The 23,058-nt window shown below is 72.9% G+C and carries 23 protein-coding genes; 12 read left to right on the top strand and 11 right to left on the bottom strand.

Annotation, left to right across the window (positions count from 1 at the left end; translation table 11 throughout):
* The first annotated feature begins 87 nt into the window (after positions 1–87).
* Positions 88–705 (top strand): CBS domain-containing protein, encoded by a 618-nt coding sequence (locus SM611_RS26595; protein WP_371952766.1) that lies wholly within the window; start codon positions 88–90, stop codon positions 703–705.
* Positions 705–1,937, top strand: coding sequence for an acetyl-CoA hydrolase/transferase family protein (locus SM611_RS37610; RefSeq protein ID WP_443112143.1), 1,233 nt, complete (start codon positions 705–707; stop codon positions 1,935–1,937). Before SM611_RS26595 ends, SM611_RS37610 begins: the two co-directional genes overlap by 1 nt.
* Before the next feature lie 21 nt (positions 1,938–1,958).
* On the opposite strand, the gene SM611_RS26580 is transcribed toward SM611_RS37610, so the two are convergent.
* The 5 genes from SM611_RS26580 to SM611_RS26560 form a co-directional block, all read right to left on the bottom strand.
* Entirely contained in the window at positions 1,959–2,588 is a 630-nt protein-coding gene (locus tag SM611_RS26580) for an HU family DNA-binding protein (RefSeq protein ID WP_371952764.1), read from the bottom strand.
* A 101-nt stretch (positions 2,589–2,689) separates the two neighbouring features.
* Entirely contained in the window at positions 2,690–3,646 is a 957-nt protein-coding gene (locus SM611_RS26575) for a glycine betaine ABC transporter substrate-binding protein (RefSeq protein WP_371952762.1), read from the bottom strand.
* A gap of 16 nt (positions 3,647–3,662) precedes the next feature.
* A complete protein-coding gene (locus SM611_RS26570) occupies positions 3,663–4,430 on the bottom strand; it encodes an ABC transporter permease (protein WP_371952760.1) in 768 nt (255 codons plus the stop codon).
* Positions 4,427–5,452 carry an ABC transporter ATP-binding protein gene (locus SM611_RS26565; protein WP_371952758.1) on the bottom strand — a complete coding sequence of 342 codons (1,026 nt, stop codon included), beginning with the start codon at positions 5,450–5,452 and terminating at the stop codon, positions 4,427–4,429. Before SM611_RS26565 ends, SM611_RS26570 begins: the two co-directional genes overlap by 4 nt.
* Positions 5,449–6,093: an ABC transporter permease gene (locus SM611_RS26560; RefSeq protein ID WP_371952756.1), complete on the bottom strand. Its 645-nt coding sequence runs from the start codon at positions 6,091–6,093 to the stop codon at positions 5,449–5,451. Before SM611_RS26560 ends, SM611_RS26565 begins: the two co-directional genes overlap by 4 nt.
* Positions 6,094–6,390: 297 nt before the next feature.
* On the opposite strand from SM611_RS26560, the gene SM611_RS26555 reads away from it, so the two are divergent.
* Entirely contained in the window at positions 6,391–7,401 is a 1,011-nt protein-coding gene (locus SM611_RS26555; RefSeq protein WP_371952754.1) for an alpha/beta hydrolase, read from the top strand.
* On the opposite strand, the gene SM611_RS26550 is transcribed toward SM611_RS26555, so the two are convergent.
* Positions 7,346–8,275 (bottom strand): PDR/VanB family oxidoreductase, encoded by a 930-nt coding sequence (locus SM611_RS26550; RefSeq protein WP_371952752.1) that lies wholly within the window; start codon positions 8,273–8,275, stop codon positions 7,346–7,348. The two genes, SM611_RS26555 and SM611_RS26550, sit on opposite strands and share 56 nt — an antisense overlap.
* 220 nt (positions 8,276–8,495) lie before the next feature.
* Between SM611_RS26550 and SM611_RS26545 the strand changes: the two genes are divergently transcribed.
* Positions 8,496–8,909, top strand: a complete 414-nt coding sequence (locus SM611_RS26545) for an MmcQ/YjbR family DNA-binding protein (RefSeq protein ID WP_371953084.1) — start codon at positions 8,496–8,498, stop codon at positions 8,907–8,909.
* A 96-nt stretch (positions 8,910–9,005) separates the two neighbouring features.
* Here SM611_RS26545 and SM611_RS26540 read toward each other — a convergent pair whose 3' ends face one another.
* A complete protein-coding gene (locus SM611_RS26540; protein ID WP_371952750.1) occupies positions 9,006–9,812 on the bottom strand; it encodes an alpha/beta hydrolase in 807 nt (268 codons plus the stop codon).
* 97 nt (positions 9,813–9,909) lie between these two features.
* On the opposite strand from SM611_RS26540, the gene SM611_RS26535 reads away from it, so the two are divergent.
* Positions 9,910–10,236 (top strand): hypothetical protein, encoded by a 327-nt coding sequence (locus SM611_RS26535; RefSeq protein ID WP_371952748.1) that lies wholly within the window; start codon positions 9,910–9,912, stop codon positions 10,234–10,236.
* Positions 10,237–10,341: 105 nt separating this feature from the next.
* Complete coding sequence (locus SM611_RS26530) at positions 10,342–11,253, top strand: LLM class F420-dependent oxidoreductase (RefSeq protein WP_371952747.1); 912 nt, start codon at positions 10,342–10,344, stop codon at positions 11,251–11,253.
* Here SM611_RS26530 and SM611_RS26525 read toward each other — a convergent pair.
* Together SM611_RS26525 and SM611_RS26520 are read right to left on the bottom strand one after the other, a co-directional pair.
* Positions 11,231–11,617 (bottom strand): VOC family protein, encoded by a 387-nt coding sequence (locus SM611_RS26525; protein WP_371952745.1) that lies wholly within the window; start codon positions 11,615–11,617, stop codon positions 11,231–11,233. The two genes, SM611_RS26530 and SM611_RS26525, sit on opposite strands and share 23 nt — an antisense overlap.
* Positions 11,614–12,267, bottom strand: coding sequence for a TetR/AcrR family transcriptional regulator (locus SM611_RS26520; RefSeq protein WP_371952743.1), 654 nt, complete (start codon positions 12,265–12,267; stop codon positions 11,614–11,616). The genes SM611_RS26525 and SM611_RS26520 overlap by 4 nt, the downstream gene beginning before the upstream one ends.
* 278 nt (positions 12,268–12,545) lie before the next feature.
* Between SM611_RS26520 and SM611_RS26515 the strand changes: the two genes are divergently transcribed.
* The 4 genes from SM611_RS26515 to SM611_RS26500 all read left to right on the top strand — a co-directional run bounded on the left by SM611_RS26515 (position 12,546) and on the right by SM611_RS26500 (position 16,033).
* Positions 12,546–13,478, top strand: coding sequence for an ABC transporter substrate-binding protein (locus SM611_RS26515; RefSeq protein ID WP_371952741.1), 933 nt, complete (start codon positions 12,546–12,548; stop codon positions 13,476–13,478).
* A gap of 91 nt (positions 13,479–13,569) precedes the next feature.
* Positions 13,570–14,583 carry a FecCD family ABC transporter permease gene (locus tag SM611_RS26510; RefSeq protein ID WP_371953082.1) on the top strand — a complete coding sequence of 338 codons (1,014 nt, stop codon included), beginning with the start codon at positions 13,570–13,572 and terminating at the stop codon, positions 14,581–14,583.
* Positions 14,580–15,350, top strand: a complete 771-nt coding sequence (locus SM611_RS26505) for an ABC transporter ATP-binding protein (RefSeq protein WP_371952739.1) — start codon at positions 14,580–14,582, stop codon at positions 15,348–15,350. The genes SM611_RS26510 and SM611_RS26505 overlap by 4 nt, the downstream gene beginning before the upstream one ends.
* A 2-nt stretch (positions 15,351–15,352) precedes the next feature.
* Positions 15,353–16,033 (top strand): adenosylcobinamide amidohydrolase, encoded by a 681-nt coding sequence (locus SM611_RS26500; RefSeq protein ID WP_371953081.1) that lies wholly within the window; start codon positions 15,353–15,355, stop codon positions 16,031–16,033.
* A 108-nt stretch (positions 16,034–16,141) separates the two neighbouring features.
* On the opposite strand, the gene SM611_RS26495 is transcribed toward SM611_RS26500, so the two are convergent.
* The gene (locus SM611_RS26495) at positions 16,142–17,512 is read right to left on the bottom strand and encodes a chromosome segregation ATPase (protein WP_371952737.1); all 1,371 of its coding nucleotides are present in this window, start codon (positions 17,510–17,512) and stop codon (positions 16,142–16,144) included.
* Positions 17,513–17,589: 77 nt separating this feature from the next.
* Positions 17,590–19,140, bottom strand: a complete 1,551-nt coding sequence (locus tag SM611_RS26490) for an AMP-binding protein (protein WP_371952735.1) — start codon at positions 19,138–19,140, stop codon at positions 17,590–17,592.
* A gap of 303 nt (positions 19,141–19,443) precedes the next feature.
* Here SM611_RS26490 and SM611_RS26485 point away from each other — a divergent pair, with 303 nt between their 5' ends.
* Together SM611_RS26485 and SM611_RS26480 are read left to right on the top strand one after the other, a co-directional pair.
* The gene (locus SM611_RS26485; RefSeq protein ID WP_371952733.1) at positions 19,444–21,570 is read left to right on the top strand and encodes a vWA domain-containing protein; all 2,127 of its coding nucleotides are present in this window, start codon (positions 19,444–19,446) and stop codon (positions 21,568–21,570) included.
* Positions 21,570–22,940 carry an extracellular solute-binding protein gene (locus tag SM611_RS26480; protein ID WP_371952731.1) on the top strand — a complete coding sequence of 457 codons (1,371 nt, stop codon included), beginning with the start codon at positions 21,570–21,572 and terminating at the stop codon, positions 22,938–22,940. Before SM611_RS26485 ends, SM611_RS26480 begins: the two co-directional genes overlap by 1 nt.
* The last annotated feature ends 118 nt before the right edge of the window (positions 22,941–23,058 follow it).

The following is a 23,058-nucleotide window of genomic DNA, read 5'->3' as shown; positions in this document are numbered from 1 at the left end:
CGTCCGCTGCGCGATCATGGAGGGGCAGGGGTCGGGACGTCCGGCCCGGGTAGGTGAACGGCGTCCTCGCCGGAAGGAGAACAGGCCATGCTGGTCCGGGAGGCGATGACCTCGCCCGTCGTCACGATTCCGCGGACCGCGACGGTCCGCCAGGCGATCCGCGTCCTGCACGAGCACGACATCACCGCGCTTCCCGTCGTGGACGAGGACGGCACGCTGGCCGGCATCGTCAGCGAGATGGACCTCATGCGCGGCGTGTTCGAGCGCGACCCGCGGGCCTTCGCCCGGCCCGTCGCGACGCCCGCGGCCCCGGCGCCGCGCCTGGTGGAGGAGGTCATGACCCGGGAGGTGGAGACCGCGCGTCCCAACACCGACGTCGCGACGCTCGCCGACACGATGATGCGGACGCGGATCAAGAGCGTCCCGGTGCTGGCGGAGACCGGCGTCGTCGGGATCGTCAGCCGCCGCGACCTCATCGCGATCCTCGCCCGCGGCGACGCCCGCATCCGCGACGACGTGCTCGCCGCGATCGACGAGTACGGGCCGGACGGGCGGCACTGGGACGTCTCGGTACACGACGGCGCCGTCGAGTTGAGCGGCGGCGGCGCGGACGAGGACGCCCAGCGGATCGCCGGCATCCTCGCCGGGACCGTCCCCGGCGTCACCCGCGTCTCGATCAACGACACCACCCGAGGGCAGGCCTGATGCGCGTCATATCCGAATCCCACCTCGGCAGCGTCCTCGGGGGCCTGCCGGGCCGGCCGCGGGTCGTCGCCGGCGGCAACTTCGCCACCCCGCGCCGCGCCCTCGCCGTCCTGGACGGGGCCGCCTCCGAGTACCGGCTGTTCATGCTCAACGCCCAGGGCGAGCTGCCGGACCGCGACGGCGTGGAGTTGGAGACGCCGTTCGTCGGGGCGGGCATGCGGCGCCGGGCGCGGCTGCGGTACTACCCGTCGCGGCTGTCGCTCGTCCCGAACCTGCTGAAGGAGTCGCTGCCGCCCGACGTCGTGATCGTCCAGACGTCCATGCCGCGGAACGGGACGGTGTCGCTCGGCATCGAGGTCAACATCCTGCCCGCCGCCGTCGAGGCGGCCCGCGCCCGCGGCGGGCTGGTCATCGCGCAGCTCAACCCGCGCATGCCGTACACGTTCGGGGACGCCGTCATGGCGGTCGACGAGATCGACTACGCCATCGAGTCGGACGAGCCCCTCGCCAGCCCCGTGCCGCGGCCGCCCGGGGACGTCGCCCGCGAGATCGGCGGCCGGGTGGCGCGGCTCGTCCCCGAGCGGGCGGCGCTCCAGCTCGGCATCGGCGCCGTCCCGGACGCGGTGCTCGCCTCGCTGCTCGACCGCCGCGGCCTCGGCATCTGGTCGGAGATGTTCAGCGACGGGGTCCTCGCGCTGGAGAAGGCGGGGGCGCTCGACCCGGACACGCCGATCACCGCCTCGTTCGCGTTCGGCAGCGAGGAGCTCTACGACTGGGCCGACCGCAACGAGCGCGTCCGGATGCTGCGCACCGAGAAGACCAACGACCCAAGCCTGATCGCGCGGCAGCCCCGGCTGGTGTCGGTGAACTCCGCCCTCCAGGTCGACCTCTACGCGCAGGCCAACGCCAGCCGCGTGCGCGGGGTGATCTACTCCGGGTTCGGCGGGCAGACCGACTTCGTGGTGGGCGCGCTGCACTCCCCCGGCGGGCGGGCGATCATCGCGCTGCCGTCGTGGCATCCGCGGGCGGACGTGTCCACCGTGATCCCCCGCCTGTCCGGGCCGGTCACCTCGTTCCAGCACAGCTTCATCGTCAGCGAGCAGGGCACCGCCACGATCTGGGGCCGGGACTCGGCGTCGCAGGCCCAGCAGATCGTGGACCAGGTCGCGCACCCGTCCGCCCGCGACGGGCTCCGCGAACAGGGACGCGAACTGGGGTTCCCGCTGCGCTGAGCGGCGCCGCGGCGGACCGGCCTACTTGGCGGCCTTGACCCGGGCCTTCGCCTTCCCCGCCTTCTTCTTGCCGTTCTTCGGGGCCTTCCCGTTCTTCGCGCCCTTGACGTCCTGGGCGGGCCTGGCGTTCTTCGCGGGTGCGGAGGCGATCACTTCGGCGTTCGCGGACGGCTTCTTCGCCGCGCCGTCCTTCTTCGGCTTCTTGCCGTTCTTGCCGCCTGCCCCGGCGGCCTGGGCCTTCCCGGCGTCCTTCGCGTTCTTGGCGTTCTTGGCGTTCTTGGGCCTCTTCGGCGCGGGCGCCTCGACCGGCACGGTCGCCGGGGCCTCCGCCTCGGCGGCGGCAGGCTCAGCGGCGGCAGGCTCGGCGATGGGGCCGCTCCCGGCGACGCGGTTGCGGAACGTCTGCCCGGTCCGGAAGCGCGGCACCTGGGCGGCGGGCACCTCGACCGGCTGCCCGGTGCGCGGGTTGCGGGCGCTGCGGGCGGGACGGGAGAAGCTGTCGAACGTCCCGAACCCGGTCACGATGACGCGCTCCCCGGCGGACACCTTCTCCATCACGGTGTCGAACACGGCGTCCACGTGCCGGCGGGCGGCGGGCTCGTCGCTTCCCGCGCGTTCCGCCACGGTCCTGACCAGTTCACTGCGGTTCATGCGCCATGCCCTTCACTGTGGCGATATATGCTGCTCAGCGTAGTGCGGCGCGGCGGCCGGGGCCCGGTAAACCGCATCCCGGCCAGCGTATTCTCCGCTTCTCAGCCGCCGATGAACCCCTTGGACCTCAGCCAGGTCTCGGCGACCTCCGCCGCCTGCGCGCCCTTGATGTCGACCTCGCCGTTGAGCTCTTGCAGGACGGAGTCCGTCAGCGCCGCCGCGATCGGGGCCGCGATCTTCTCGATGGCGGGGTGGTCCCGGTAGACGGAGTCCCGGACGGTGAGGGCCGGGTTGTAGACGGGGAAGAACGCCTTGTCGTCCGGGACGGGCGTCAGGCCCAGCGCCTTGATGCGCCCGTCGGTGGTGGCGACCTCGCCGAACGCGCAGGGCTCGCCCTTCCCGATCGCGTCGTAGATCGCGCCTTCGGCCAGGGTCGCGACCGACGACTTGGGCAGCGTGAACCCGTACGCCTTCTGCAGGCCGGGCCACCCGTCGCTGCGTCCGGCGAACTCGCTCGCCACGCACGTGGACGCCTTGGGCGGGTCGCTCTTGGCCAGGGCGGCGTAATCCGACAGGTTCTCGATGCCGAGCCCGCGCATCGTCGTCGTCTTCACGGCGATGGCGTAGGTGTTGTTCGCGGGCGCCGCCGCGAGCCACTTCACCTTGTTCTTCGCGAGGTCCTGCTCGGCGACGGCCTTGTACTGCGCGGCGGGATCACCGATCGGCTCGGTCTGCTTCAGGTAGTTGATCCAGGCCGTCCCCGTGTACTCCCAATACATGTCGATGCTGCCGGACGTCAGCGCGGCGCGCGTGGTGTTGCTGCCCTGGAGCCCGCACTTCTCCTGGACGGTCGCGCCCGCCGAGCGCAGCGCGAGCGCGGTGACCTGGCAGAGGACGAGCTGCTCGGTGAACTCCTTGGACCCGACGGTGAGGGTGGCGCCCTTCAGCGAGTTGCCCTCGGCGAGGCTGCCCGCCTCGGCGTCGGTGCCGCCGGAGCTGAAGCAGCCGGCGGTCAGCGCGGCGGCGGCGAGGCAGGCGGCGAGGGGAAGCGTGCGCATGGTGACTCCTCAGGGTTCAGACGCCGCGGGGGCGCAGGACGTGGTCGACGAGTCCGATGAGCCAGTCGGCGGCCATGGCGAGCACCGCCGTGAGGACGCTGCCGGTGAGCAGGATCGGCGTCCGGTTCAGCGCGATGCCGGTGTTGATCAGCTCGCCGAGGCCGCCCGCGTTGGTGAACGCCGCGAGCGTCGCGCTGCCCACGTTGAGGATCACCGCGACGCGGACGCTGGCGAGGATCACCGGGACGGCCAGCGGCAGCTCGACGCGGAACAGCACCGCCGTCCTGGACAGCCCGATGCCGCGCCCGGCCTCGATCAGCGAACGGTCGACGCCCCGCAGGCCGACCATCGTGTTGCGCAGCACCGGCAGCGCGGACACGAGGATCAGCGCGACCACGGCCTTCTGGAACCCGATGCCCACCGTGACGGCGAGCAGGACCAGCACCCCGATGGACGGGACGGCCTGCCCCACGTTGGCGAGCGCGAGGAACGGGGCGGACAGCCGGCGCAGCCGCGGCCGGGTCAGCAGCACGCCGAGCGGGATCGCGATCGCGAGGACGAGCGCCGTGGAGACCGCGACCAGGGCGATGTGCCGGCCGAACTGGTGGGCGATCTCGGATCGGTTGATGGAGCGGCGCTCGATGGCGTCCAGGTCCACCCCGCGCAGGTAGACGTAGAGCGCCGCGCACACCGCGAGGAGGAAGACGGGCGTGACGAGGAGGCCGGCGCGGCCGCGGACGTCCTCGCCGGGCGCCGTCCGCTCCGGTACGGCGGTGAGGGTCATCGGCCGCCGCCGCCCGCCGCCGGGGTCTGCCGGACGATCGTGGACCACGACACCGTGCCGGCGGGTCGCCCGTCGCCGTCCAGGACGGTCGCGCTCTCCGCGCCGGCCCGCAGCATCGCGTCCAGCGCCTCGTAGAGGGACTGGTCGGCCCGGACCGTCGCGCCGCCCGCCCGCCCGGGCCCGCCCGCCGGCAGCGCGATGGAGCCGACCTCGACCAGCCGGAGCCGGCGCATCGCCGCGCCCGTCCCGACGAACGACGCGACGAACGCGTCGGCGGGCTCGGCCAGGATCGCCGCGGGCGTGTCGTACTGGACGAGCTTCGCCCGCCCTCCGAGGATCGCGATCCGGTCACCGAGCTTGAGCGCCTCGGTGAGGTCGTGGGTGACGAGCACGATCGTCTTCCGGATCCGTTCCTGGAGCTCCAGGAACGCGTCCTGGAGCCGTTCCCGCGTGATGGGGTCGATGGCGCCGAACGGCTCGTCCATCAGCATCGCGGGCGGGTCGGCGGCGAGCGCGCGGGCGACCCCGACGCGCTGCTGCTCGCCGCCCGACAGCTCCTTCGGATACCGGCCCCGGTAGCCGCCCGGGTCGAGCCCGACCATCTCCAGCAGCTCGTCGACGCGTTCCGCGACGCGTTTCCTGGGCCGGCCGAGCGTCCGCGGGATGAGCCCGATGTTCGCGGCGACCGTCATGTGCGGGAACAGCCCGACCTGCTGGATGACGTACCCGATGCGGCGGCGCAGCTCGTCCGGGTCGGCGCGGGTGACGTCCTCGCCGCCGAGCAGGATCCGGCCCGCGGTCGGCTCGATCAGCCGGTTGATCAGCCGCAGCGTGGTGGTCTTGCCGCAGCCGGACGGCCCGAGCAGCACCACGATCTCCCCCTCGCGGACGCCGAGCGTGAGGTCGTCGACCGCCGGCGCGTCCTGGCCCGGGTAGCGCTTGGTCACCCCCTCCAGGCGGATCATCTCCCGGCGTTCCGGTACGGCGCCCTCGGCGGTGCCGGCGGCGGCGGGTTCGGTCATCGCAGCCCCTTGGCGGTGGTGAGACGTGACAGCACGACGAACAGCAGGTCCAGGACGAGGGCCAGGACGGCGACGCCCAGCGTCCCGGCGAGGGTGTCGTTCAGCGCGTTCGCGCCGCCGATCCGGGCCAGCCCGCCGAAGATCAGCTCGCCGAGCCCGGGCCCCGCGACGGCGGCGGCGATCGCCGCGATCGCGACCGTCATGATCGTGGCGACCCGGACGCCGGTGAGCACGACCGGCCACGCCAGCGGCAGCCTGATCCGCACCATGCGGCTGAACGCGCTCATCCCCATGCCGCGGGCCGCCTCCTCGACGGCGCCCGGCACGCCCTCCAGCCCGGTGATCGTGTTGCGCAGGATGGGGAACACCGCGTACAGCGCCAGCGCGATGATCGTCGGCGCGAGGCCCAGCCCGAACAGCGGGATGAGCAGGCCGAACAGCGCCAGGGACGGGACGGTCAGCATGGTCCCCGTCACCCCGAGGGCGAACCCCTTCGCCCGCGGCCGCCTTTCGACGGCGATGCCGAGCCCGATCCCTGCCACGGCCGCGATGGCGACGGCGATCAGCACGACCTCGGCGTGCTCGGCCGCCAGCCGGGCGATCGTGGGCCAGCGTTCGGAGAGATAGTCGGAGAAGCTCATCGCCGCCTTCCGTCCGGGACGGCGGCTGATCGGGCGAGGACGGTACGGCTCGCGTCTCCCATACCTCAGAATCTGCCTACGGATGATCAGTCTGGCAAGACGCCCGGGCGCCGATCCGGCGGGAGATCGCCATCACTCCGGGTTGTCGCGCAGGTACCGCAGCAGCAGGCCCTTCATGGGGGCAGGGTACGGCACCCGACGATCTGCGGATTCCGGGACGATCTACCCGGCAGCCGGCGGCTGGGCAGAGCGGCCCGGACGTCGGACACTGGGGGCGCCGGCCGAGAGGAGCCCGTGGTGACCTACGCCTACGACCCGGAACTCGTCCCGTGGATCTCGATGATCCCGCATCTGTCGATCGCCGACATCGAGCAGGTCCGCCAGAACGAGGGCGAGATGTTCGGGAGCCCGCCGGCGTACGAGCCGCCGGTCCCGGTCGAGACCCGCGACGTCACCGTGCCGGGCCCGCGGGACGCGCCCGGCGTCCCGGTCCGGGTCTTCAGGCCCGCTGAGCGCGGCGGCGCCCTGCCCGGGCTCGTCTTCATCCACGGCGGCGGCTTCGTCCTCGGCAGCGTGGACCTCTACCAGGACGACGCGACCGCCATCGCGGCCGAGGTCGGCGCGGTGGTCGTCTCCGTCGAGTACCGGCTCGCCCCCGAACATCCCTTCCCCGCCGGTCTGGAGGACTGCTACGCCGCGCTGACCTGGACCGCCTCGCACGCCGCCGAACTCGGCATCGACCCGGAGCGGCTCGCGGTCGGCGGGGAGAGCGCCGGCGGCGGCCTGTCCGCGGCGGTCGCCCTGCTGGCCCGCGACCGCGGCGGCCCGGCGCTGTGCTTCCAGCTGCTCGGCATCCCGGAGCTGGACGACCGGCTCGACACGCCGTCCATGCGCGCCTACACCGACACCCCGATCTGGCATCGGCCGAACGCCGAGCTGAGCTGGGACTACTACCTCGGCGAAGGCGTCCGCGGCACGGCCGGCGTCTCCCCCTACGCGGCGCCCGCCCGCGCCGAGGACCTGTCCGGCCTGCCGCCCGCCTACGTCACCACCTGCGAGTTCGACCCGCTCCGCGACGAGGGCCTGGCCTACGGGCAGCGGCTGATCCAGGCGGGCGTCCCGACCGAGATGCACCACTACCCGGGCACCTTCCACGGCTCCACCCTCATCTCGGGCGCGGCCGTGACGAGACGCATGAACGCCGACCGCCTCGACGCCCTCCGCCGCGGCCTGCACCCCGCCGGCCGACCTCTCAGAGCTCCAGAACGAGGCGGGGCCCGCGGGCCCGGGACACGCAGATCATCATGAACCCCCCGTCCGCCCGCTCCGCCTCGGTGAGCACGGAGTCCCGATGGTCCGGTTCGCCCTCCAGCACGGGGGTCTCGCACGTCCCGCACGTCCCCTCCCGGCAGGACGACAGCACACCGACGCCCGCCTTCTCCACGGTCTCCAGGATCGAGCGACCGGCCTCGACCCGCAGCGTCCGGCCGCTCAGCCTCAACTCGACGTCGAACGCCTCCTCCACCCCCGCGACCGCCTTCGGCGAGAACCGCTCGGTGCGCAGCGACGCCGGGGAACACCGCTCCTCGACCGCCGCGAGCATCGCCTCCGGCCCGCAGCAGTAGACGAGCGTGCCCGGCACGACGCCGCCCAGAATGCCGTCAAGATCGAGCAACCCGAACTCGTCCTGAGGGCGGACCTCGACCCGTTCCCCATGCCGGGCCAACTCGTCCACGAAAGCCATCGAAGAACGCGACCGCCCCCCGTAGTACAGCCGCCAGTCGGCGCCCGCGGCATCGGCGGCGGCCACCATCGGCACGATCGGCGTGATGCCGATGCCGCCGGCGAGGAACACATAGCGCGGCGCGTCCTCCAACACGAAGTGGTTCCGAGGCCCCCGGGTCACGAGCCGGTCCCCCGGCCGCACCCGCTCATGGACGGCCGTGGACCCGGGCCCCTCCTTGAGAACCCCGATCCGCCACACCCGCGTCTCGGCCGGGTCGCCGCACAACGAGTACTGCCGGACGAGCCCCTCGCCGAGCACCACGTCAACATGCGCCCCAGGCCGCCACGGCGGCAGGTCGCCCCCGTCCACGGCGCCCAACGTCAACCCGACGACGCCATCGGCGAGATCCGCCCTCCCCAGCACGACGACCTCGGCCTCCGCGTCCGCCGACACCACGAGGCACCCCTCCCTACCAGCGAAAAGCGCCTGCCTGCCCAACAATGACGAGCCCAGCGCCGACACCCGGGCACCAACCGCGCCGCCCTCCCGACCTTCACCGCATCAGTCCCGACGCACCACCACCCCTTCCACCAAACGGAAGAGCTCCACTACCCCACCGCGGCCAAGAGCGGCGCAGGACTTGTCGACGGTCGGTACCGGCCGTGGCGCGTGCCCGATGTCGGACGGCCCGCTTACGATGCCGGGCAGGCTCGTTACCAGGAGGGGCGTACAGGTGAGCGATGTGGACGCGGCGATGAGGATCCGGGAGATCTGCCTGTCATTGCCGGAAGCGACGGAGAAACCGTTCGGCGGACACACCGCGCCCTCCTTCCGTGTTCGCGACAAGTTGTTCGTGATGACCAGCGAGGACGGCCTCTCGATGACCTTCAAGGCCGGTCCCGGCGTGCAGGAGGCCCTCGTAGCGGAGAACCCCGAGGGCTTCTTCGTCCCGAAGTACGTGGGCAGCAAAGGCTGGGTGGGCGCCCGCCTGGACGTCGAGCACGACTGGGACGAGATGTCGGAACTCATCGAGGACAGCTACCGCCTCATCGCTCCGAAGCGCCTGGTGAACCTCCTCGACCGCGACTAATTAGGACGCCACCGCCCGGCATCCACCGATAGCAGGGGGCGAACGTCGAGACCGGAGCCCGCCACCGAACGGTCCGGCACACGTGGCATGTGGACGTCAGGAGTGAGTGGTTCGGTGCGGCCGATCTTTTGTGCCAGGCGGCGGGCGCCAGGGTGAGACCGCGCCGGTCGCCCACTTCCCTATGCGATGGACGAGGTCCGGGGTGGCGGCCACTTCGGCGTGGCCGAACGCCGGCTCGATCCAGAGTTCCCTCGGTTCGGACGCCGCGTCGTAGAGCTGATGGCCGTGGTCGACGGGGAAGAACGCGTCCGCGTCGCCGTGGACGACCAGGAGCGGCACCGGGGCGATGCGCCCGGCGACCTCGTGGGGCGCCTCCGGGACCGGGTCCCATCCGTCGGGTGCGATGCGGGTGCCGCGCGCCATCCGGACGGCCAGCCGGCCGAGGCGCCGTTCGACCACCCAGTGCGCGCGCCGCATCGGGACCGTCCCCCGGTAGTACCAGCGGGCGGGCGCGCTGACCGACACCACCGCGTCCACCCCGCCGTGCAGGGCCGCGTACCGGACGACGACGGCGCCGCCCATCGAGAACCCCGTGACGACGACGCGCCGGTATCCCCTGCGGCGCGCCGCCGCGACGGCGGCCTCGACGTCCAGCACCTCCCGGTCGCCGACCGTGGAGTGCCCGCCCGACCGTCCGTGGCCGCGGAAGTCGAGGCCGATGACGCCGCCGTGCGGGTGGAGGGTCCCGGCGATCCGGCGCAGCGCCGGCTGCCGCCACGAGCAGGTGAACCCGTGGGCGAGGACGAAGCACACGCCGCCGTCGCCCCGCAGGTGGCCCGCGTCGATCCGCACGCCGTCGGTGGTGAAGAGGGTGAGCGGTTCCGGAGTCGTCACGTCCTCCATGATCGGTCATCGCGCGCCGCGTGCGGTGCGCGGCCCCGGCGGGGCCTGAACGGGCGCTTGCTGGGTAGGTAGTGGACGTGGAACCAGGCTGGCGAGTGTGGACAGCGAAGACCGCCCGCACCGGGTGAAGGCGCGCGGGGGCGGCCGGGAGGCCGCGGGCCGCGCGGCCGGGTCGCCGGGCGTCCCGGCCCGCCCCGGGACGGCCCGCGAGCGCGAGACCGACGAGTACGCGAGCCAGGCGATGGTGTCCTCGGCGCGCGCCCACGAGCGGGCCGCGGCGCTGCTGGAGGCGATGGCCGCCGCCCATCCGGAGGAGGCCGAGCTGCATCTGCAGGCGGCCTCGCGGCACCGCAGGTGGGCGGCGAACGACCGCGAGCTGGCGCGCACGTACGCGCCCCGCTCCGGCGACCCGGACGGTGCGTGAGCCGAGGGCGCACGCCGGCGCGACGGTGACCTCGCCGGCGCATGGCCCTGGGGAACGGGCGGCGCATGTGTAAAGATCGAATTACACGGTTCCAGGGAGGTCGTTGTGCGGGTTGGTGTGCTGCTGAACGAGCGGGACGGGGCGGACGCCCTCGGCAGGCTGGCGGACGATGTGCGGCGCGCGGCCGACGACGGGTTCCCCTCGGCCTGGATCTCGCAGATCTTCGGCGTGGACGCGCTGACCGCGCTCGCCGTGGCGGGACGGGGCGTCCCCGGGATCGAGCTGGGCACCGCGGTCGTGCCGACGTACCCGCGCCATCCGGCCGTCCTGGCGCAGCAGGCGCGGACGGTCGCGCTTGCCCTGGAGGGACGCCTGACGCTCGGCATCGGCCTCTCCCACAAGATCGTCATCGAGGACATGTACGGGTACGACTACGGCCGGCCCGTCCGGCACATGGACGAGTACCTGTCGGTGCTGCTTCCCCTCCTGAACGGGGAGAACGCGTCCTTCAAGGGCGAGACGCTGCAGGGCAACGTCGGGCTGAGCGTCCCGAACGAGGGCCGCGTGCCCCTGCTGCTGGCGGCGCTCGGCCCGAAGATGCTGAAGCTGGCGGCGGAGCGGGCGGACGGCACGGTCCTGTGGATGACCGGTCCCGTGACCGTCCGGGACCACATCGCCCCCACCATCACCGCGGCGGCGAAGGCGGCCGGGCGCGGCGAACCGCGCGTGGTGTGCGCCCTGCCCACCTGCGTCACGAGTGACCCAGAGCGCGCGCGGGAGCAGGCCGCCCAGACCTTCGAGATGTACGGCTTCCTCCCGTCCTACCGGGCGATGATGGACCGGGAGGGCGTCGAGGGCCCCGCCGACCTGGCCGTCGTCGGCGACGAGGACACGGTCCAGGCCAAGCTGGACGAGCTGGCGGAGGCGGGCGTGACCGACTTCGTCGCCGCCGAGTTCATGCCGGGCGACGACCGGCGCCGCACCCGCGAGTTCCTCAAGGTCGCGACGGCGCGATGAGCTCGTAGAGGTTGCCGCTGGAGTCGGAGAAGTAGAGGCCCCGGCCGCCGAGCGGGTGCGACTCGTCCACCCGCCCGTTGTCGGCGTGCGCGGGCTCGTCGCCGTATGGGATCTCGCGTGCGTCGAGGCGGTCGACGACCGCGTCGAACGTGGCGGCGTCCACGTCGAAGGCCAGGTGGTGGCCCTGCGGATGCGCCACCGTCAGGTAGTCGAGGGTGAGGCCGTCGCTCACGCGGATCGGAACGAAGTGCCGCGCGCGCGGATGCGGGCCCGTGTACGCCAGGCCCATGACGGCGGCGAAGAAGCGGGCTGCCTCGTCGTTGTCGGCGGCGGTCACGATCGTGTGGTTCAGGCTGATCGTCATTCGCGGGTTCCTTCCTTGAGGGCTCCGTGCAGGAAGACGTCCAGGTACTCCTCCATGGACGGGCTGGACGCGGCGTGCTCAGCGGGCCCGGCGGGCGGGCGGGCGCGGGTGAAGGTCAGGCCCAGGAACAGGCTCGCGATCTGCTCGGCGGGCAGGCGGAGCCGGTCGGCTTCGGGTTCGAACAGCTCGGCGATGGCGTCCCGCGTGCGGTTCATGGCGGCGTCGCGGTCAGGCCCGCCCGCGTCATGCCCGCGCTCGGGACCGCCCCTGGGGCCCCGGGGAGCGCCGGGGCGGCCGCCGGTGGCGTGCAGGGCGCCGAGGACCATGCCCATGCGGACGAGGTAGGCCTCGATCGCGGCGCTCGCCTCGGCGAGCCGGCCGGTCAGCGGCTGGTCGAGCGGGATCCCGGCGATCTCCGCCACGACGTGGTCGTTGCGCAGCGCCTCGGTGACGCACGCGTCCAGCAGCTCGTCCTTGTCGGCGAACACGCGGAAGATCGTCGCCTCGCCGATGCCGGCGGCGCGGGCGATCTGGCCGGTCGTCACCGTCGTCCCGTGCTCGGCGACCAGCGGCAGCGCCGTCCGGACGATCATCTCGCGGCGTTCCGCGGGGCTCATTCCCGGCGCCCGGCGCCGGCTCTTGCGCTCCATGCCGTCCACGGTACGGAGTGAGGACTCACACCGTCAAGGTCGGAGTGAGGAGTCACTCCGACATAGCGGGCAGATCCGGATTCCCCGGCTGATACCGTTGCGGTGCTGCGCGCCCAGGAGCGAAGTCCGGTGTGAACCCGGCGCTGTCCCGCAACTGTGGTGCCCCTCTCGAAGTGGCCGAGCCAGGTCGCCTCCTTCGCGCGCCGACGATTCTCGACCTCGTGGAAGGGCGATCCGTCATGGGCGGGCCGTGGCTTCCCGGCATCCTGGAGGCTCCAGTGAGACCCGTACGTACCTTCGGCGCGGTGCTGGCGATCGGTATCGCCATGGTCACGGCCGCATGCGGCGGCGGTGGCGAGAACGCGGAGGACGGCACGAGCGGCGGCGCGAAGACCGTCGTCGTGCAGGCGGCGAACGGCGCGGTGACCGTTCCCGCAAGGCCGAAGCGCATCATCTCCCTCTCCCCCGCCCACACCGAGACGCTGTTCGCCATCGGCGCCGGCAAGCAGGTGGTGGCGGTCAGCGACTACTCGAACTACCCGGCCGAGGCGCCGCGCACGAAGCTGTCCGGCTTCAAGCCGAACGCCGAGGCGATCATCGCTTACAAGCCGGACCTCGTCATCGTGTCCGACGACCTGAACGGCGTCGTCAAGGCGCTGGAGAAGGTGAAGGTCCCCGTCCTGCTGGAGCCCGCGGCGACGAAGCTGGACGACGCCTACGACGAGATCAACGACCTCGGCCTGGCCACCGGCCACGCCGCCGAGGCCAAGCAGCTCACCGACGGCATGAAGGCGGAGATCGAGAAGACGGTCGCCGCGTCGTCCGCCAAGGCCCGGGACGCGGGCCTCACCTACTACCACGAGCTCGACAACCAGCTGCACTCGGTGACGTCGACCACGTTCCTGGGCCAGGTGTACGGGATGTTCGGCCTGCGGAACGTGGCCGACAAGGCCGAGAACGCGGCCGGCGGCTACCCGCAGCTGTCCCGCGAGTACCTGCTCAAGCAGGACCCCGACCTGATCTTCCTGGCCGACGTCAAGTGCTGCGGCCAGAACGCCGCCGCCCTGCCGAAGCGCCCCGGCTGGTCCGACCTGGACGCGGTGAAGAGCGGGAACGTGATCGAGCTGGACGACGACATCGCCTCCCGCTGGGGGCCGCGCCTGCCCGAGCTCGTCAAGGCGATCGGCGACGCCGTCCAGAAGGTGCAGTGAGCGCGCCGTCCGCGGACGCCCGCCCGTGATCGGAAAGCACGGCCCCCGCGGCGCCGCGGCAGGAGGCCGGGCGGGGTCGTCCCAGGCCAGGCTGCGACCGCTGCAACTCGCGGTGGCGGTCGCGCTGCTCGCGGCGACCCTGCTGGCCGGCGTGCTGGTGGGCGCCGCCGGGCTGCCCGTCGGCGGGGTCCTGAAGGCGCTCGCCAACCGGATCCCGTTCGTCGACGTCGACTCCGGCTTCGGGGTGATCGACGAGAACGTGCTGTTCGAGCTGCGGGTGCCGCGCGCCCTGATGGCCGCGCTGGTCGGCGGGATGCTCGCCATGGCCGGCGCCGGCTACCAGGGCGTGTTCCGCAACCCGCTCGCCGACCCGTACCTGCTCGGCGCGGCGTCGGGGGCGGGGGTCGGCGCGACGCTGGTGATCGTGCTGGTGCCCGGCGACCCCGGCTACGGCGTCCCCCTCGCCGCGTTCGCCGGCGCCATCTGCGGGGTCGTGCTGGCCTACGCGCTCGGCCGGACGGCGGGCGGGAACGAGGCGGCGACGCTGGTGCTCGCGGGCGTCGCGGTGTCGCTGTTCCTCGCGGCGGTGCAGACGTTCGTCCAGCAGATGAACGCCGAGGAGCTGCAGCGCATCTTCTCCTGGATCCTCGGCGGGGTCGGCACGGCGGACTGGCACCAGCTGGCGCTGGTCGCCCCGTACGCGCTCGTCTCCACGGTCGTCCTGCTGACGCACGGCCGGCTCCTGGACGTGCTGAGCGTCGGGGACGAGGAGGCGGCGAGCCTCGGGCTGTCGGCGGCGCGGGTGCGGCTGACCGTGCTGGTCGCGGCGTCGCTGGCGACGGCGTCGGCGGTGGCGGTGAGCGGGCTGATCGGGTTCGTCGGCATCGTCGTGCCGCATGTGGTGCGGCGGCTGGCGGGCGGCTCCTACCGGGTGGTCCTGCCGCTGTCGCTGCTCGGCGGGGCGGCGTTCCTGGAGGTCGTGGACCTGGTGGCGCGGACGGCGATCAGCCCCGGGGAGCTGCCGCTCGGCGTGGTCACGGCGTTCGTCGGCGGCCCGTTCTTCGTGGCGGTCCTGCGCGCGTCCCGCAGGCGGGTGGAGACGTGACCGTCAGGGTCCGGGACCTGGACGTCTCGCTCGGCGGCCGGCCGGTGCTGCAGGGCGTGTCGCTGGACGTCCCCGCCGGGTCCTGGACGGCGGTCATCGGCCCGAACGGCGCCGGGAAGTCGACGCTGCTGCGCGCGGTCCTGGGGCTGGTGGCGTCGCACGGCGAGATCAGCGTGGCCGGCCGGGACGTCCAGAGCCTCAAGCCGCGGCAGCGGGCCAGGATGGTCGCCTACGCCGCGCAGAGCCCGAACCTGCCCGTCGGGATGACCGTGTTCGACTACACGCTGCTCGGGCGCTCCCCCTACATCCCGCATCTCGGCCGGGAGAGCGCCCGCGACCGCGCCATCACCGCGGAGGTCCTCGACCGCCTCGACCTGGCGTCGTTCGCGTCCCGTCCCCTGGACGAGCTCTCCGGCGGCGAGCGGCAGCGGGTGGTGCTGGCGCGCGCGCTGGCGCAGCAGACGTCCGTCCTCCTGCTGGACGAGCCGACGACCGCGCTCGACATCGGCCACCAGCAGCAGGTCATGGAGCTGGTCGACCAGCTGCGGCTGTCCGACGGGCTGACCGTCGTGACCACGATCCACGACCTGACCCTCGCCGGCCAGTACGCCGACGCCCTGGTCCTCATCGCCGGGGGGCGGGTCGCCGCGGCGGGGACGCCCGCGCGGGTCCTCACGCGGGGCACCGTCGAGCGGCACTTCGACGCGCGCGTGCACGTCGCGACCGGCCCGGGCGGCCGGCCCGTCCTGTCACTGGAGCGGCCGTGAACATCGAGACGGTGTGGCGCGAGGAGGACGGCACGCGCCTCGCGGCGACGGTGTGGCGGGCCGGGGACGGGCATCGGATGATCTCGTCCGCGATGCTGGGCGGCGGGATCGGCCCGGCCCGCTGGGTGCTGAACGCGCAGGTCGCGGGCGCCTACGCGCGCACCGACCCGGTCGTCCACCTGACCGAGCTGGCCGCGTCGTACGGGCTGGAGGGGCCGGGCGTCGGCATGCTCACGGCCGCCTCCGTCTCGCGGACGGTGCGGCGGGACGATGGGGGCGTGCACGTGTCGGCGACGGTCGGGCTGCGGGTCCCGACCTGGGCCGCCGCCCCCGCCGGCGCTCCCGATCCGGAGCTGGCCCCCCTGGACGGGGCGTCCACGACCTCCCGGACGCCCGGCACCGTCAACATCGTCGTCGCCGTGCCCGTCCCGCTGACCGACGCGGCGCTGGTGAACGCGGTCGTCACCGCGACGGAGGCGAAGACGCAGGCGCTCCTTGAGGCGGGCTACCCGTGCACGGGCACCGCGTCCGACGCGATCTGCGTGGCCGCCGCGGCCGGCGGCGAACCGGAGGTCTTCGCGGGGCCCCGCTCGACGTGGGGTGCGCGGATCGCCCGTGCCGTCCACGCCGCCGTCCACGCGGGGGCCGTCGACTACACCCGCTACCTCCGGACCCGGGATTAGTACCGGCCGCCGTACCACCCCGGTGCGGTACGGCGGCCGGTTCAGGGCCAGTGCAGTGTGGGGAAGGGCCTCACCTCCTCCTGGGTGTGTCGCTCACCGGCATGACGGTCAGCCGGCGTGGGGAAGGCGATGTCCATTGCGGTGCTGCGGTCCACTGCGGTTCTGCGGTCCATCGCGGTTCTGCGGTCCGGTGTGGTGATGCGGTCCGTGGTGGTTCTGCGGCCCGCCGCGGTTCAGCGGGCCGACGCGGGGGTCGGTGGTGAGCGGGTCGCCGCCGTCCAGCAGCGACCCCCCGCCCCCCGGGGCGTTCATCGGCGGGAGCGCGTGCAGCCCGGTCGGCGCCTCCCGGTCGACCGCCGGGCGGGGGCCGGTGTCGTGGCGGTCGGTGAGCGCGGTGAGCGCGTCGACGCGGCGGCGCGCCCGGTCGGCCTCGGCGCGCGCGGCGTCGCGTTCGGCGGTCAGCGCCTGCACCGCCGCGCGCAGCTCCTCGGCCGTGCGCGACAGCTGCCAGTTGTGCTGCTCCAGCTCGCGGGCCCGCGCCTGGATCTGGTCGCGGTCGGCGACGGCCTGCCCGCGCTTGGCCTCGGCGTCGCGGACGGCGGAGCGCAGGTCGTCGGCGGTGCGCTTGGCGGCGTCGGCCTCGACGCGCTGCCCCTCCACCAGCGTCTCGGCCTCCGACACCCGACCGTGCAGGGCGACGAGCTCGGACCGGGCGCTCTCCAGCGAGGCGAGCAGCTCGCCCTCGCGGGACGCCACGCGGTCGCGTTCGCGTTCGGCGGCGACGCGGGCGGCGCTGGCGCCCTCGGCCTCGGCCCTGGCCTCCCGGGACTCCCGCCGGGCGGCGTCCCGCTCGCCGGTCAGCCGCTTGACCTCGGCCTGGGCGGACGCGGCCTCCTGCTCGGCGGCCTCGGCGCGGGCGCGCGCGGTGGCGGTCTCCCGCCACGCCAGCTCCGCCTGCCGCTGGGACGCGTCGCGCTCGCGCTGCGCGATGGCGACGTGCCCGGCGGCCTCGGCGCGCGCGTCGGCGACCCGCCGCTCGACGCCGGCGACGCTCAGCTCGGACATCAGCGATCCGGCGAGCCGGTCGGCGGCGCCCTCCAGCCGGTCCACCATCTCCCACGCCCAGGCGACCTGGCCGGTGAGACCCGGGGACTCCAGGCTCCGCTCGCGGTTCTCCCGCGCGGCCCGCTCGCACGCGCCGTCGCCGTCCTGGCAGTAGCGGACGGTGCGGGCGCCGCGCACCGGCTGCGGCACGGGCCGTCCGCAGCCGGCGCACGGCCAGACCGCGACCGGGTCACCGAGGCGTGCGATCCCGGCGCGGTCGTCATCCGCGGCCGCACGTCCACCGGGGTCGCCGCCGGGCGCGGCCTCCTCCTCGGTGTAGGCGGCCGGGTCCGTGATGACGGGAAGGTCGGTCTTCGTCGTGGCGGCGGAGGTCGGGGCGACGTCGTCGAGCGGGGCGACCTTCTGGTCCTTCATGTGCCGTTGTACGCACCTGCCCCCGGAGGCGTTCGACGTTTCCGGGGACGAGTTGCGCCCCGCCCGCCCCGGAGGGCTCAGCCCGGCCGTTCCCCCAGGTAGTCCTCGCGGACGCGGCGCCGGCTGAGTTTGCCGGACGGGGTGCGCGGCAGCGATTCGCGGAACTCCAGCCGCCGGGGGTGCTTCAGTTTCGCCAGCCGGGGCTCGCAGTGCGCGAGCAGTTCGGCGGCCAGCTCGTCGCCCGCCTCGGCGCCCTCGGCGGGTTCGACGAGGGCGACGACGCTCTGCCCCCAGTCCTCGTCCGGGACGCCGATCGCGACGGCGTCCCCCACGGCCGGGTGCTGCAGCAGCACCGACTCGATCTCGGCCGGGTAGATGTTGACGCCGCCGGAAATGATCAGGTCGGTGCGCCGGTCGCTCATGTAGAGCCAGCCGTCCGCGTCGAGGTGGCCGAGGTCGCCGGGCGTGTAGTAGTCGCCGCGCATCGAGGCGGCGGTCTTGTCCGGGTCGTCGTGGTACTCGAAGCCGGGCTGCCCGGTCGCGTAGATCAGGCCGGTCTCCCCCGCCGGCAGCTCGGCGCCCTCCGGGTCGAGGATCTTGATCTGGACGCCCTCGACCGCGCGTCCGACCGTCCCGGGGTGGGCGAGCCACTCGTGGGGGGCGGCGACCACGACGGGGCCGCTCTCGGTGGAGCCGTAGTACTCGTAGAGGACGGGGCCCCACCAGTCCATCGTCCGCTGCTTGGTCTCCAGCGGGATGGGCGCGGCGGTGTGGAACACCTGCCGCAGCGACGACAGGTCGTACTCGGCCTTGACCTCGTCCGGCAGGGCGAGCATGCGGTGGAACATGGTCGGCACCATGAGCGAGTTGGTGACGCGGTGCCGCTGGATCAGGTCGAGCGTCTGCTCGGGCTGGAAATGGGGCGAGATCACGACGGCGTGGCCGAGGCTGAGCGCCATCAGCGCGTGGACGCACGGCGCCGAGTGGTACAGCGGGCCGACGACGAGGTGGACCTCGTCGTCGCCGGGTTCGAGGCTCAGGTGCCGCATCAGCGTCTGCCGCATGACCTCGAACAGGATCTCGGGCGGGAAGTCCAGCAGCGGGCGCCGCACGCCCTTCGGCCGCCCGGTCGTCCCGGACGTGTAGAGCATGACCGACCCCATCTGCCGCTTCTCGGGCGGGTCGGCGCTTCCGGCGGCGCACAGTTCGGCCAGCGTGCGGTAGCCCTCGGCCGGGTCGGCGCTCACGCGCCCCTCCGCGGGGACGCCGGCCTCGTCCGCCGCGGCCGACACCGCGCCGGCGAACGCGCTCTCGGTGACGACGGCCTTGGCGCCGGAGTCGGCGAGGATGTAGGCGATCTCGGGCGTGGTCAGGTGGCGGCTCACCGGGACGAGGTAGAGCCCCGACTGCATCGCGGCCAGCATCACGGTCAGGAACTCGCGCCGGTTGCCGAGCACGGTGGCGAGCGCGTCGCCGGGACGCAGGCCGATGTCGCCGAGCGCGTGGGAGAAGCGGTTCACCTCGGCGTGCAGTTCGCCGTAGGTGACCGGTTCGCCCGGGGCGAGCACGGCCGGGCGGTCCGGGTCGTTCTGTGCGATCTGGTAGAAGCCGACACCCTCGACACTCATGCGGCGCTCCTCTGTGCGGGTCTGGCGGCCAGGCGACCTCGCCCCCATCTGATCGGTCTTGCTGGCGACCCGTCAAGACACTCACGCGGGCCGCCGCCGGCGCTCCGTGGCGTGCGGCGGCCCGGGCGCCCGCCGTCCCGGAAGATGAAAAAGGTCATTAACGGTCGACCACAATCCGCCTCGACAGGATCGACCAATGAAGGTCAACCGTTTTCCTGTATCGCGCCCAGTACCGCGAATTATGATCAGAACCCTATTCCGAATCCGGCAAGTCGAGAGTTCGGCGTGACCACGAAGCCCCATATGAGTGAATCCGGCGACGGCGACCGGCCACCGGGCGCGGCGTCCGGCGGGCGGGACCACGACCCGGCCGGCCCCGGCGACCCCCCTGGCCTCACCCCCGGGCCCGGACCCGCACCCGGCGAGATTCCGCCGAGCGTCATCATCGGCGTCTGCTCCGGCGTCATCGTGACGGTCCTGATGAAGCAGGTCTACGCGGTCCCCTGGCTGGGCACGCTGGTCACGGCCATCGTCACGGTGGCCGCCTTCGTCCTGCTGGGATGGCTGGCCACCCGCGACCCGGTGAAGTCGGTGCTGAAGAGGCTGTTCCCGCGGGTGCCGGCAGGCGCCGCGACGGCCCTCGGCTGGGGCGCCGCCGGCGCCACGGCGATGTTGCTCATCTTGACGTCGGTCGTCGGCGTCGGCCAGCTGCTGAAGTGGACGCGCCCCTGCGGGCAGCCCCTGGAGTTGCGGGTCCTCGCCAACCCGGCGACGATCAGGCCGCTGCGCAGCGCCGCCGCGGAGTTCGAGAACGAGAGCCGGGACCACGGCTGCAGCGAGTACAGCGTCAGCGTGGCGGGTGAACCGGGCCCCGTGCGATTGCGCACGGCCTTCAGGCAGCAATGGCCGCGCAACGGGGCCGCCGGCGACCCGCCCACCGACAATGATCGCCTGTTCGGTCCGCAGCCCGACATCTGGATTCCGTCCTCGGAGGAGGAATTCGACTATGTCAAAGGCGTCGGCGGGGGCGCGGGAACACCCTCGTTCGTCAAGAAATCGCCTTCGCTGGGGCTCTCGCCGATGACGCTGGCCCTCTTCGGCGAAGACCATACGGTGGTCAACGATCTCCGTGCGCTGCCGGTGGCGACGGACATCGGTGATCTGCTGAACCGCTTCGCTTCAGCGGGGCTGAAGCTGCGCGGCATCGCCCGTCCCGTCCCGGAGACGTCCGCGGTGGCGCTGGCGGTGACCCCCGCGCTCTATGCCAGGACGCAGGACACGGACAACCGGGAGGACGAGCGGTTCGCCGAGCCCGCCGACATGCTCGCCCCCGACGCGGTGTCGCTGCTGTGCCGCTTCCGGGAACAGGCCGAGGAGGGCCTGCGGCCTCCCAAGGACATCGCGGTGGCCGTGCCCGAGCAGCTGCTGAGCGACTACGACTTCGGACTGCCCCTCGGCGACGACCAGTGCAAGGGCCTCGACCTCACTTCGCGCGAACACGCCGCGTGGCGCCTGTACCCGCACTACTCGGCCGATCTCCCCACACTCGATCACCCGTTCGTCCAGGTGACGTGGCCGGGCCAGAGAACGAGCGAACGAAGCGACGCGGTGCGCGCGTTCCACGACTGGCTGATGCGCAATCCGCTGACCGCCCAGGGTTTTCGCGACGGTGAAGGCACCTACCCGGCGACGGACCTCGACGACCCGGCGCCCTACAGCCTGTCACGGCTCGTAGCGGACAGGCGCTTCACCACCACGCTGCCCGACAAGGTGCCGCCGAAGAGCCCCGATGATGTCCAGAGCGCGCTCGCAGTGATCAGCAAGGCGCGCCCCAAGGTCTCCCTCTCGCTGATGCTGGACGTGTCGGGTTCCATGGGCGGTACCGCCAGGGGACGGGCCGGCACCCGCCTCGCGCAGGGCGCGTCGTTCATGCAGAGCCTGGTCACGCAGCTCCAGGACAGCGACAACGCCGCGCTGCGGGTGTCGTCCTCCGAACAGGTGCCGAAGGGCGACGAGTCCGACGTCCCGCCGCCGGTGTCACCAGAGAGCAAGAACGACATCCTGCGGCGTCTGCAGGACGCGACGCCCAAGGGTTCCGACCGGTCGCTGAGCACGATGCTCGAAGACGCCCGCATCGGCTCGGAACGGACGAACCTGGTCCTCGTCACCGATGGACAGGTCGGGTCGACCAGGAAGGACCTGTCGGCCGGGACGCTGTCGGGCGAGTACCGCGCGAAGCATCGTGACATGCGGCTGGTCGTGGTGATGGCAGGCCCGGCGGGCTGCGGCGCGTCACCCGTCAAGGACCTCGTGGCGGCCCTCAGAGGCGGTGGCGGCGCCGAGTGCCTGGCGCTCAGCACGGACCCCAAGGCCCAGGAGCGGCAGGCCGCCGAGCTCATGGTGAACCTGAGACTGGGCGGTGGGGACTGATGGCCCGCGACGGCCTGCGGCGGTTCCTGCCGCCGGACGCGCCGGCGTGGGGGGCCGCGGCGGCCGGGGCCTGCCTGATCCTCGTCGTCGCGGTCGTGGTCGTCCTGCGGCCCGGCCCGTCCCGTCCGCACTGCGACCGCGAGAACCTCGTCATCGTCGGCGGCACCGACGTCAGCCTGAACTTCCAGCGCCGCAAGCTCGTACAGGAATGGAACGAGGGGAAGCCGGGCGACCCGCCCCCCCGACACGCGACACTCGTGGAAGTGGCCGATTCCACGGACCTGCAGCACAGCCAGATCAAGGCCGTCGAGGAGTCCGGCGGCTGCGACTACGACGTCCTCATCATGGACAACACCTGGACGGCGCAGTTCGCGAGCAGCGGCTATCTGCGCCCGCTGGATGACATCAGAGACGGGGACGACTTCTTCGGCCCGGCCCTGAAGACCGGAGCCTGGAAAGGCGAGCAGTACGCCGTGCCGTTCAATGTGGACGTCGGGCTCCTCTACGCCCGCAAGGGCGCGAATGTGCCGACCGCCTGGCCGGGCCTTCTCGATGAGGGGGTCGCGATGCAGCTCGCGGACTACGAGGGGCTGACGGTGAACGCGCTGGAGGCCGTGTGGAACGACGGCGGCGCGGGCCTGCTCAGCGGCGACGGGCATCCGGGCGAGGCCGATCTCCGCGAGCGCGTGTTTCCGGCGCTCGTCCGGTTGGCGAAGGAACAGGGGCGGTTGGCGGGGTCCCGGCAGGCCAAGGAACAGGACAGCATCAAGGCGTTCCTGTCCGGGACCTCGCTGATGCGCAACTGGCCCTACGCCTTCTCCGCGCTCGCGACCGAGCCCAGGATGCGGAACGGCGACGAGCTCGAGTTCGACGTGCGGGCGTTGCCCGGCGACGGCGTCCTCGGCGGCCAGAACCTCGCCGTCTCGGCATACTCCCCGCACCCCGAGGACGCCGCGGAGCTGGTGAAGTTCCTCAGCGCGAAGAACAGCCAGAGCAAACTCTTCTCGTGTGGCGGTTTCGCGCCCGCCAGGTATTCCGCACTGGGTCTGCGGCCCGGCGACCTGTCCCCGAGCGCGGTCTCCGTGCCGCCATGTGACCTCGGCAAGGACAAGAGCGAAGCCGAGGAGTCCTTCCTCCCGAGCCAAGCGCAGCTCACCACGCTGGGGCGCGCCATCGTGGGGGCCCTGCCGCGCGCCAAGTCCCGGCCGGTGACGCCGCACTACAGCACGTTCAGCGCCACTTTCCGGGGCTGCGTCGAGCGGATCTTCAGGGATGAGGATGCCAACCCGCAGAACGACGCGCACGTCGACGCTGCGAAGTTCGCCGAGGCGGTCGAGCGGTCACTGGACGGGCGTACGGCGTCCTGCTAGCCCCGTTTTCCGCACATGTGGATCTTTGGGGGTGATCGGTGCGTCGGGTTGGTCCTGGATCTGCGGGACGGGCAGCGTGTGGGGTTGTGAGACAACCTGCGCGGTTCGGTGGCCGGTC

This window comes from Actinomadura monticuli (assembly GCF_041463655.1).
Classification (GTDB): Bacteria; Actinomycetota; Actinomycetes; order Streptosporangiales; family Streptosporangiaceae; genus Spirillospora; species Spirillospora monticuli.
This window is presented reverse-complemented; position numbering and strand designations above follow the sequence as displayed.

Coding starts and splice junctions, on each gene's coding strand:
- SM611_RS26595 (WP_371952766.1), top strand. CDS start 88: ATGCTGGTCCGGGAGGCGATGACCTCGCCCGTCGTCACGATTCCGCGG.
- SM611_RS37610 (WP_443112143.1), top strand. CDS start 705: ATGCGCGTCATATCCGAATCCCACCTCGGCAGCGTCCTCGGGGGCCTG.
- SM611_RS26580 (WP_371952764.1), bottom strand. CDS start 2,588: ATGAACCGCAGTGAACTGGTCAGGACCGTGGCGGAACGCGCGGGAAGC.
- SM611_RS26575 (WP_371952762.1), bottom strand. CDS start 3,646: ATGCGCACGCTTCCCCTCGCCGCCTGCCTCGCCGCCGCCGCGCTGACC.
- SM611_RS26570 (WP_371952760.1), bottom strand. CDS start 4,430: ATGACCCTCACCGCCGTACCGGAGCGGACGGCGCCCGGCGAGGACGTC.
- SM611_RS26565 (WP_371952758.1), bottom strand. CDS start 5,452: ATGACCGAACCCGCCGCCGCCGGCACCGCCGAGGGCGCCGTACCGGAA.
- SM611_RS26560 (WP_371952756.1), bottom strand. CDS start 6,093: ATGAGCTTCTCCGACTATCTCTCCGAACGCTGGCCCACGATCGCCCGG.
- SM611_RS26545 (WP_371953084.1), top strand. CDS start 8,496: ATGTCGGACGGCCCGCTTACGATGCCGGGCAGGCTCGTTACCAGGAGG.
- SM611_RS26540 (WP_371952750.1), bottom strand. CDS start 9,812: ATGGAGGACGTGACGACTCCGGAACCGCTCACCCTCTTCACCACCGAC.
- SM611_RS26525 (WP_371952745.1), bottom strand. CDS start 11,617: ATGACGATCAGCCTGAACCACACGATCGTGACCGCCGCCGACAACGAC.
- SM611_RS26520 (WP_371952743.1), bottom strand. CDS start 12,267: ATGGAGCGCAAGAGCCGGCGCCGGGCGCCGGGAATGAGCCCCGCGGAA.
- SM611_RS26495 (WP_371952737.1), bottom strand. CDS start 17,512: ATGAAGGACCAGAAGGTCGCCCCGCTCGACGACGTCGCCCCGACCTCC.
- SM611_RS26490 (WP_371952735.1), bottom strand. CDS start 19,140: ATGAGTGTCGAGGGTGTCGGCTTCTACCAGATCGCACAGAACGACCCG.
- SM611_RS26485 (WP_371952733.1), top strand. CDS start 19,444: ATGAGTGAATCCGGCGACGGCGACCGGCCACCGGGCGCGGCGTCCGGC.
- SM611_RS26480 (WP_371952731.1), top strand. CDS start 21,570: ATGGCCCGCGACGGCCTGCGGCGGTTCCTGCCGCCGGACGCGCCGGCG.